This window comes from bacterium (assembly GCA_016873475.1).
Classification (GTDB): Bacteria; Krumholzibacteriota; Krumholzibacteriia; order JACNKJ01; family JACNKJ01; genus VGXI01.
The window spans coordinates 1-9,592 of the sequence record VGXI01000122.1 but is presented as its reverse complement, the minus strand read 5'-3'; the positions used below and the strand labels follow the sequence as shown (position 1 = coordinate 9,592).

The window sequence follows — 9,592 nt, the reverse complement described above, 5'->3', positions numbered from 1 at the left end:
CAGGTGCTTGACGAGGACGCTCTTGCCGCTGCCGCTGCGGCCGATGATGACCAGCGTTTCGCCCTTCTCGATGTCGAGGTCGACGCCGGCCAAGACGGGGCGGCCGCCGAATGTCTTCGCCAGGCCCCGCACGCGGATCACTGCCCGCCCCCGAAGATCATCTGGAAGAGCACGGCGGCCAGGAAGTAGTCGAGCACCAGGATCATCAGGCAGTTGGCGACGACGGCCTTCATCGTCGCGCGGCCGACGCCCTCGGCGCCGCCGCCCGCGCGCAGCCCGTAGAAGCTGCCCGCCGAGGCGATGATCATCCCGAAGAAGAGCGCCTTGGTCAGGCCGGCCACGAGGTCCTTCACGTAGAAGTGGAGCTTGACCCCCTCCATGAAGAGGTGGTGCGTCATGCCGTCCACCGTGAGCATGGCGACGACGTAGGCGCCCCCCATCGCGAGCACGTTGGCGAGGGCCGTGATGACGGGCAGCATGATCGTCGCCGCCCAGAAGCGCGGCAGCACGAGGTAGCGCACGGGGTCGATCGCCATCGCCTCGAGGGCGTCGACCTGCTCGGTCACCTTCATCGTGCCCAGCTCGGCAGCGATCGAGGCCGAGACGCGCCCGCCCACCACGAGGGCGGTGAGTACGGGCCCCAGCTCGATGATCACCGAGCGGTGCACGGTGCTGCTGAGCAGGATGAGCGGTACCCAGGCCTGGAACTGGTAGCTGGCCTGCACGGCCGTCACCGCGCCCGTGAACACGGAGACCACGAAGACAAGCGGCATCGAGCGATTGCCGATCTCGAGCATCTGGTCCAGGGTGAGACGCCAGGTGCGCGGGAGCTGGGGCGTCACGCGCAGGACGCGCCAGGAGAGCATCGCGCCGCCGCCGATCTCCTCGAGCAGTCCGATCACGCTGCGGCCGAGGAAGAGGCTGGTCTGCTGGAAGGTGTTCACGGCATCCTTGTACGCGGCCCCCGGCGGGCGGTCAACACAAAGGCCGGCGCTCGCGCGGACGCGGCGCTAGGCCTCGGGGAACCAGAGCGACGGCGTGGCCAGCTCGAGGCTGTTCCCCGACGGATCGCGGAAATAGAGACTGAGGCCGCCACCCGGCCAGCCCACCTCGCGCTCGATCGCGACGCCCTGCTCGCGCAGCCAGGCGCGCCAGGCCGGCGCCTCGCTCGCTGCCATCGCGAAGGTGAGGTGGCCCGGCCCCTGGGCGCCGTGGGGTGGCGCCTTGCCGTCGGCCACGGTCAAGGCCGGGTTGAAGAGCAGCAGCACGCCCTCGCCGCAGCGGAAGAAGCGGTGCCGAGCGGGGTCCTGGCCGATGAGCGCCAGGCCCAGCACCCGGGTGTAGAAGGCTTCGGCGGCATCCAGGTCGTCGACGTAGAGGCAGGTCTCGAGAATCCGCTCGGCGCGCATCGCTCCCTCCCCGCAGGCACCGGCACAGAGTAGGCCCTGCGAGCGCGTCGGGAAAGCCCCGGCCGCGCCGGAGCGGCCCGCCGACTCGCCGGCGACCCGGCGCGGCGGCCCCGGTGTCCCCTGCGTTCCCTCCCGTGGCCGATGCTAACTCGCTATGGCGATCCGCTTTGCGCCTTCACCGCCACCGCTTCCGCGCCCTGGGGCCGATGGGCTATACTCCTGGTCGACGCCCACCCCAATCGCAGCAGGAAGGTCCCCGTGCGCCGACTCCTCCTCGCCCTCGCGTTCGCCCTCGCCGCCGCCCCCGCCGCCGCGCAGGATCCCTTCATCGTCAGCCTGCAGGGACAAGTGGATCGCATCCGCATGCTGAACACGATCCACTGGCTCGAGAACATCGGCGACCCGAACCCGGGCAACGGCACCGCCGAGGGCACGCGCTTCGTGGGCTCGGCGCTGGCGCGCTCGGGCTGGATCGCGAATGCGCTGCGCGACTCGCTGGAGAGCTACGGCTGGGACGTCGCCCTCGAGCCCTTCACGATCGTGCAGGACACCCTCGGCGTCGTGCCCTGCTGGAATGTCATCGCGCGGCGAGATGGGCAGAACGCCGACGCCCTCATCATGATCGGCGCCCACTGGGACAGCATCAACCGCCTCAGCACGCCGTCGAGCTGGGACAACCCGCAGGCGCCGGCGCCGGCGGCCAACGACAACGGCAGCGGCGTCGCCAGCCTGCTCGAGATCGCGCGCATCCTGGGCAACAAGCCCGTTCGCCAGGACGTCGAGCTCTGCCTCTGGGGCGGCGAAGAGCTCTGGATGCTGGGCAGCAAGCACCACGTCGCAGCGCTGATGGATGCGGGCATGAACATCGCCGGCTACTTCAACCTGGACATGATCGGCTACGAGGTCAGCTCCAATCCGCCGGCCGGCTGGGACATGAAGCTCTTCTTCGATCCGCAGAGCGCCTGGTTCAAGAACCTGGTCGTGAACTGGATCAACCAGTACGGCGACGTCAGCGTGGTCACCGAGCAGGTCGGCTCCTCGTGGTCGAATAGCGACATCTTCCCCTTCTGGCAGCGGCACCGCCCCGCTGTCGGCTTCTGGGAGGGCGAGGACCACGCGCCCGACTACGACAACTGCTGCGACACCGTGGTGAACAACTACGGCTGCAACGACTGCGGCTCCGGCCTCTTCCTCGCGGAGATGTGCCGGATCGCGCTTGCCTGCTTCGCCGAGTGGGCCGACGTGCGCCAGGGCACGGCCGTCGATCCCCTGCCCGGCGGCGGGCTGACCCTGGATGCCTGGCCCAATCCCTTCCGCGCCGGCGAGGGCGCCAGCCTGCGTCTCGCACTCGCGGGCGCGCTGCCCGGCGCGGGCCGCCTGGAGATCTTCGATGTCGGCGGCCGCCGCCTGCGCAGCCTGGCCCTCGACGGCAGCGAGGCCCGCTGGGACGGCCGCGACGACAGCGGCGCGGAGCTGCCGGCGGGCGTGTACCTGGCAAGGCCCGCGGGCCTGCCCGCGACGGCCTCGCAGCGGATCGTGCTGCTCCGATAGCTTGGGAGGCCGGGGACCTTCCCCTCGCGCGCGAAACAACGCGCGCTCGAGAAAGGTCCCCGGCCTCCCCACCTACCCCAACAGCACGGCCTCCGACGCCCCAGCGGGCAGGCCCGCGGGCGGTTGAGCGCGGTAGCGCGGCGGCGGTAGGGCGCGCAGGCGGGGGCGCGGCGGGGCGCATCCTGCGAGTGAGCTTCGAAGCGCGAACGAGCGGGATGCGTCCCGCTGCGCCTCTGCCCCGGCAGGGCATGAACGGGCGCGGCCCGCTGCCTTCTCGAGCGCGCGTTGTTTCGCGCGCGAGGGGAGGCAGCAGGCCGCGTCGGCTACGTCTCTAGGCCGGGTCAGAGGCGGTAGGCCAGCCGCAGCTGCACGAGGTTGCCGGCCCCGATGTCCCCGCCCGTGTGCCCGAAGATGCCCTGGAGGTCCACCTGCCGGCTCAGGCGCCAGCCGCCGAAGACGCGCAGCCACTGGCCCTCGAGGTCGGGCATCGCGCTCTCGGCCTCAGTACCCTCGTAGCGCTGGAAGCCGACGCCGACGCCCAGATCGAGGCAACGGCAGAAGGCGCGATTCAGCTCGAGACTCGGGACGTGGCTGCGCGCGAAACGGCCGTCGGCATAGGCGTAGCGAAGCGCCGCCTCGAGGCCGCTGCCGCCGATGTCCGCCGCGCTGATGTCGCAGCTCGCGAAGACCGGGCGCTTGTCCTCGTCCTCGCGGTCGCGGTAGCCGAGGCTCGCGCCCAGGCTCACGCGCTCGGGCAGGCGCAGCGTGAAGCCGCCCTTGAGGCCCTGCTGGAGGCTCTGGGCGTAGAGGCTGTCCGGGATCTCGCGGTTCTCGAGCGTGCGCACGGGCTCCCAGCGGTCGTAGCTGAGCGAGAGGCGCAGCGCGGGGGTCGCCTGCAGATGCAGTCCCGCATTGAAGCGGCTGAGCGTCTTGCTCTCGCCCGCGGCCTCCTCGCGCCAGTCGCGGTTGAGGTCGAGCTCGGCGAGCTGCATGAGGGAGACGCGGCCCAGGCGCAGGCTGCTCCGCGTCGTCAGGAACTCGCGGCTGGCCAGGTGGCCGTCGTACTGGCCCACCCAGCCGAGGCTGCCGCGATAGGCGTCGGCGCCCGGCGCGCCGGCGCAGTACACCGCATAGGCGCCGTAGCCCTGCTTGTCCTTGTCGAAGCTGCTGTCCGTGAGGCCCGGCAGGCTGCCGGCCAGCGCGCCCAGCGACCAGCGCGGGCCCAGGTGCGCGAGCAGCTCGCCGCCGTCCCAGTTGCCGGCGCCGGGCAGGTCGCTCGAGATCAAGCGGCCCGCGGAGGCACGCAGGCGGCCCTTGGGGCAGGTCCACACGAGCGCCGCCTCGTAGACGCGGTGCAGCCACTCGTTCTCGGGGCGCTCGGCGTCCAGCTCGCGGCTGCGCTGCGAGTACTTGCTGCGCAGGTGGAGCCGGAGGTCCAGGGGCTGGCCCCAGAGCCGCTGCGCCCTCAGGCGCGCGGCGAGCGCGGGCTGCGTGAAGTCCTCCTCGGCCTCGCTGTCGTCCGCGAAGTGGCGCCATTCGAAGGCGAGACGACCGCTGAGCGTGTTCGCCGCCGGCCTGGCAGCACCCAGGCAGTGCCCGCTGCAGTTCGGCGAGCAGCCCGCATGCTCCTTCGGCTTGCCGGAGAGCGGCAGGTCGACGGGAATGGGCGGCTCATCCGCGCTCGCCAGGCGCAGACCACCGCCCGCGGCGAGCGGCGCACTCGCGGCGAGCACCGTGCAGGAGGAGGAGTGTTGCGCCGCGTAGGCCACCTGGAGCGTGGCCAGCGCCATGCCGCCCTGCTCGAGCGTCAGCAGGTCACCCTCGGCGAGCCCGTCCACAGCGCCCTTATCGATGTAGATCGAGCCCTCATTGAGATGCAGGATCGCCGTCTCCATGGCCAGGGCGCCCTGCGCGGCGAGGATGAGGGCCACCTGCGCCAGCAGCATCGTCGTGCGCTTCATCGCGTCACCTCCCAGCGCTTGCCGGCGAGCACGTCGTTCCAGCCCGTCGGCGTGTGGCACCACTCGCAGCTCGTCGGCAGGCCGGCCGCTTGGTGATCCGGATCCGTCGTGCCGTTGTAGTCGTCCGAGTGGCAGAGGAAGCAGTCGCTGTTCATCCCCTGGTAGACGCCCGAGGTGTGGCAGTCCAGGCACTCGGCCTCGGCATGCGCGCCGACGCCGCCCGGAAAGCCCGAGGCCGCGTGCGCGTAGCTCTCGACGCCCTCGAAACTGGTGGGCGAGTGGCAGAGCGTGCACTCGGCCGGGAAGCCGCCGGCGACATGCGGCGGGTTCGTCACGCGGTGGCAGGCGTAGCAATCGTCCGGCGCGGGGAGCGCCTGGCCGGCCACGTGGCAGCTCATGCAGTCGACGCCCGCGTGCCCCTGCGTGAGCGGGAAGCTCGCCGTGTGCGTGAAGCTGGCCTCGCTCCAGAACAGGTGCGAGACCGAGTGGCACTCCTGGCAGTCCGTGCCCAGGCCGACCACGCCGTGCGCCGGGCTCGCCGTGCCGGCCCAGTCGGCGGCGTGGCAGGCGAAGCAGTCGGTCGGCAGCCCGACGAACTCGTCCCGCTGCACGTCCGTGTGGCAGGCCTCGCAGTCGATGACGGCGTGGCGGCCGAGCAGGGGGAAGCGCGTCTGCTGGTGCTCGAGGAGGCGCTCGGTCGAGAGCCGCCAGTCGTGGGGCGCGTGGCAGCGCGCGCAGTCGAAGCCCAGCTCGCCGCGGTGGGCGACGTCGCGGTGGCAGTCGGCGCACTGGACGCCGACGCGGCCGAAGCGGCGGTCCTTGTGGCAGCCGCCGCAGGCGACCTCCGCGTGCGCACCGGTGAGGGCGAAGCCGGTCTCGGCGCCATGGTCGAAGGCGAGCGGGCTCTGCAGCTCGGCGAAGCGCGTCGGCTGGTGGCAGAGCGCACAGTCGAGGGCGCGGCCGTGCGGGCTCTCGTGGCAGGCCGCGCAGTCCGCGTCGAGGCCCTGGAAGCTGTGCGCCGGGTTCTCGCGGTCGCTGGCGCCGGCCGCCATGCGCTCCACGTTGTGGCAGCGCTCGCAGACGAGCCCAGCGTGCGTGCCCGCGAGCGCGAAGCCCGTCGCCGTGTGGTCGAAGCGGCGCTTGCTCGCCTCGTCGCTCCAGACCGCGAGGCGCTTGCCCTCGGCCTCGTGCTCGCGGTGGCAGGCGCCGCAGTCCTGCTGGCGCGTGACCACGCTGTTGAAGTGGAAACCCGCTCCGCGCGCGAGGCCCTTCGCGATTGCTTCGTGACAGCCGAGGCAGTTTTCGCGGTCGATCGCCGATTCGCCCTCCTCGACGTGGCAACTCAGGCAGGCGTCCTCGCCGAGGACGGCCTTGTGCATGTCCTGGGCGGCGGCCCCGCCGGCCACCAAGGCCAGGCAGAGCGCGGCAAGGATGAGTCCTTTCACGGCGTCCACTCCCGGGCTCGGGTCTGCTCTGCCGCCGCGCCTCCGGCCGGCGGCTTCGGCCGGCGACCAGAGTATGACAAGGCCAGCGGGCCGCAAAGCGTAATTTCGGGCAAGAGAGGCAGGATTCTGGGGAATTGGACGGGGCGCCCCGACCCGCCCCCGGGGGCGGGCTGGAGCCGCTGTGAGGGCGCTTGCGGCAAGGTTTCGCGCAGGAGATCCGAGTTGGCACCCGCCCGATCGCCAGGCCGACCCGGCACGGCCTCAACTAGCGAGGCCTGCTGTCTCCTCGAGCGCGCGTTGTTTCGCGCGCGAGGGGAGGCAGCAGGCCGCGCCAGGCGAGGCCGAGCCGGCTAGTCCATGTGCCTGATCACCGCATCCCCGAACTCGCTGCACCTCAGCAGCGTCGCGCCCTCCATCAGCCGCTCGAAGTCGTAGGTCACGGTCTTCGCGGCGATGGCCCCCGCCAGACCCTTCTCGATCAGAGCCGCCGCCTCCGGCCAACTTCTGTACTCGAACATCAGCATGCCGCTGAGGATCACGCTGCCCGGATTCACCTTGTCCTGGTTCGCGTACTTGGGCGCGGTGCCGTGCGTGGCTTCGAAGACCGCGTGGCCCGTGCGATAGTTGATGTTCGCGCCGGGCGCGATGCCGATGCCCCCCACCTGCGCGGCGAGAGCGTCGCTCACGTAGTCGCCGTCCAGGTTCAAGGTGGCGATCACGTCGAACTCGCGAGCCCGCGTCAGGATCTGCTGCAGGAAGGCGTCGGCGATGGCGTCTTTGATGATGAGCTTGCCCGCCGCCTCGGCCGCCTTCTGTGCGCGATCGGCCGCCTCGGCGCCCTCCTTGGCGGCGATCTCGTCGTACTCGGCCCAGGTGAAGCAGCGCTGGCCGTAGTTGCGCCGCGCGAGCGCGTAGCCCCAGTTCTTGAAGGCCCCCTCGGTGTACTTCATGATGTTGCCCTTGTGGACGAGCGTCACGCTCTTGCGTCCGCGCTTCAACGCGTACTCGATGGCCGCCGTCACGAGGCGCTCCGTGCCGTCCTTGCTCACCGGCTTGATGCCGATGCCGCTCGTCTCGGGGAAGCGGATCTTGCGCACGCCGAGTTCCTTCTGCAGGAAGCCGATCAGCGTGCGGGCCTCATGGCTGCCCGCCTCCCACTCGATGCCCGCGTAGATGTCCTCGCTGTTCTCGCGGAAGATCACCATGTCGACGTCGCCCGGCCTTTTCACGGGGCTCGGGACGCCGGGGTACCACTTGACCGGCCGCAGGCAGACGTAGAGGTCGAGCTGCTGGCGCAGCGCCACGTTGAGGCTGCGGATGCCGCCGCCCACGGGCGTCGTCAAGGGACCCTTGATCGCGACGCGGTACTGGCGCACCGCGCGCAGGGTGTCCTCGGGCAGCCACTCCCCGAAGCGCGCGTGGCTCTTCTCGCCCGCGTAGACCTCGAACCACTCGACGCTTCGCTTGCCGCCATAGGCCTTGGCCACTGCCGCATCGAAGACGCGCCGGCTCGCGCGCCAGATGTCGGGCCCCGTGCCGTCGCCCTCGATGAAGGGGATGATCGGCCGCGGCGGCACGTGCAGGCTGTCGTCGGGATTGAGGCTGATCGCGTCACCGGCGGTCGGCGGAGTGAGCTGCGAGAAGGGGCTCATGCGTGGCTCCTGCTGTGTCGGCAATGGGCGGGATACCCCGGTGGGTTTCCGGGTCATCGGCGGACAGGCGCTATGATACTCGCTCCGGGCGTCGCCGCAAGGCGCTTGCCTAGTCGGGGCGGGCGTGATCGCGGAGCAGCAGCCCCAGGCGCTCGCAGGCGACCAGGAGCGCGCGGGGACTGGCGTAGGCCTTGCGCAGGGCCGCGCGCCCCAGGCGGCCCTTGTAGGCCAGGGTGAGCAGGCGCCCCTCGCGGCCGTCGCCTGCCCGCTCGCGGAAACGCCGGCGCCGCTCGCCGGCCGGCAGCGCGGCGAAGCCGGGCGCGGCCGCCAACTCGGCGAGGATGCCCTGGCAGCGGCGGCCCAGGCTCTCGAGCAGCAGGTCGAGGCTCGCTTCGGCCCGCCCCAGGAAGCGGCGCAGACGCTCGCGCCGTTCGGCGAGGCCGGCAGGCAGGCCGTCGCGGCGGTCGATCTCGGCGAGCAGTGCGCGGAGCGTCCGCCAGTCGAGATCCACGTGCGCCGCGAGGTCGAAGCGCCGCAGCTCGCCGTACTCCTGGCGCTGGAGCTGCCAGTAGCGCGCGCCCGCCTTGACGCTGACGAGGCGGAAGTCCGGCAGCCAGAGCGCGCTCAGCCGGCCGCCCCGCACGCAGCCCGTGTCCAGGCCCCAGACGCGATCGGCGTGCACGAAGGGCTCGCCCGTCTGCAGGTAGTCGAGGTGGCCGACGATGAGCGGCCTCTCGCCGTCGTAGAGCTCGTACCAGGGTCGCTCGTAGCGGGACCAGAGCCGCTCGAGGCCGCCGGGCAGACCGGTCAGCACCTCCGGGCGCTGGCGCTCCAGCGGCCGTCCCGGTTCCCAGTAGGCGTGGACGACCAGCGCTTCCTCGAGCAGCCGCGCGCGCGGGAGGGCCGCCATCGTGCGGCAGGCGGCGCGGTAGTCCGCCTCGCTCCACTGCAGGCGGGCCAGCTCGTGCGCCAGCCCCAGCGGCTCCCGGCCCGGCAGCGCCTCGAGATGGCGCTCCTCGTGGTTGCCGCGCAGGCTCTGCGCATTCGGCGTGTCGCGGAAGAAGGCGAGCAGGGGCGGCGAGTCGGGCCCGCGGTTGACCAGGTCGCCGACCGCGAGGATCAGGTCGTCCGCCGCGGGGCCGGCCTTGTCGAGCAGGGCCTGCAGCTCGGCCCAGCAGCCGTGGATGTCGCCGATGACCAGGGTAGCCATGCTGGCACTCTCGCCGCCACGCGGCGACTGGGCAAGCCGAAAAAGCCCCGGCGCGCATCCAGCGCCGGGGCTTTTCATCGCCAGCGAGTTCGCGTCCGGGTCGCGCGCGTTGTTTCGCGCGGGGGGACGCGGAGGAGCGCTACTTGACGATCAGCATCTTCCGCTGGATGCGCTCCGCGCCCACTTCCAGCCGGTACAGGTAGACGCCCGCCGCCACCGGCGTGCCCTGCGCGTCGCGGCCGTCCCAGGTCACGCGCTGCCAGCCCGCGGGCAGCGTGCCGTCGATTAGGGTCGCCACCGCGCGCCCGTTGACGTCGAAGACGGTGAGGCGCACCGCCGCGTCCGCCGGCAGGCCGAAGTCGAT

9 protein-coding genes are annotated in these 9,592 nt (G+C 71.8%); 1 reads left to right on the top strand and 8 read right to left on the bottom strand.

What is annotated here, in order from left to right:
• From FJ251_10350 to FJ251_10340, 3 genes are all read right to left on the bottom strand, one after another.
• Positions 1-141, bottom strand: a 141-nt coding sequence (locus FJ251_10350; GenBank protein MBM4118120.1) for an ATP-binding cassette domain-containing protein, incomplete at its 3' end; no start/stop codon positions are given.
• The gene (locus FJ251_10345; GenBank protein ID MBM4118119.1) at positions 138-899 is read right to left on the bottom strand and encodes an ABC transporter permease; all 762 of its coding nucleotides are present in this window, start codon (positions 897-899) and stop codon (positions 138-140) included. The genes FJ251_10345 and FJ251_10350, both read right to left, overlap by 4 nt.
• Before the next feature lie 111 nt (positions 900-1,010).
• The gene (locus FJ251_10340; protein ID MBM4118118.1) at positions 1,011-1,409 is read right to left on the bottom strand and encodes a glyoxalase/bleomycin resistance/extradiol dioxygenase family protein; all 399 of its coding nucleotides are present in this window, start codon (positions 1,407-1,409) and stop codon (positions 1,011-1,013) included.
• A gap of 141 nt (positions 1,410-1,550) precedes the next feature.
• Here FJ251_10340 and FJ251_10335 point away from each other — a divergent pair, with 141 nt between their 5' ends.
• The gene (locus FJ251_10335; GenBank protein ID MBM4118117.1) at positions 1,551-2,960 is read left to right on the top strand and encodes a M28 family peptidase; all 1,410 of its coding nucleotides are present in this window, start codon (positions 1,551-1,553) and stop codon (positions 2,958-2,960) included.
• 341 nt (positions 2,961-3,301) lie between these two features.
• Here FJ251_10335 and FJ251_10330 read toward each other — a convergent pair whose 3' ends face one another.
• From FJ251_10330 to FJ251_10310, 5 genes are all read right to left on the bottom strand, one after another.
• Positions 3,302-4,921 carry a hypothetical protein gene (locus FJ251_10330; GenBank protein MBM4118116.1) on the bottom strand — a complete coding sequence of 540 codons (1,620 nt, stop codon included), beginning with the start codon at positions 4,919-4,921 and terminating at the stop codon, positions 3,302-3,304.
• Positions 4,918-6,366: a hypothetical protein gene (locus FJ251_10325; GenBank protein ID MBM4118115.1), complete on the bottom strand. Its 1,449-nt coding sequence runs from the start codon at positions 6,364-6,366 to the stop codon at positions 4,918-4,920. Before FJ251_10325 ends, FJ251_10330 begins: the two co-directional genes overlap by 4 nt.
• A gap of 350 nt (positions 6,367-6,716) precedes the next feature.
• Positions 6,717-8,018 (bottom strand): NADP-dependent isocitrate dehydrogenase, encoded by a 1,302-nt coding sequence (locus FJ251_10320; protein MBM4118114.1) that lies wholly within the window; start codon positions 8,016-8,018, stop codon positions 6,717-6,719.
• Positions 8,019-8,127: 109 nt separating this feature from the next.
• Complete coding sequence (locus tag FJ251_10315) at positions 8,128-9,306, bottom strand: serine/threonine protein phosphatase (protein ID MBM4118113.1); 1,179 nt, start codon at positions 9,304-9,306, stop codon at positions 8,128-8,130.
• A gap of 61 nt (positions 9,307-9,367) precedes the next feature.
• Positions 9,368-9,592 (bottom strand): T9SS type A sorting domain-containing protein, encoded by a 225-nt coding sequence (locus FJ251_10310; GenBank protein ID MBM4118112.1) that lies wholly within the window; start codon positions 9,590-9,592, stop codon positions 9,368-9,370.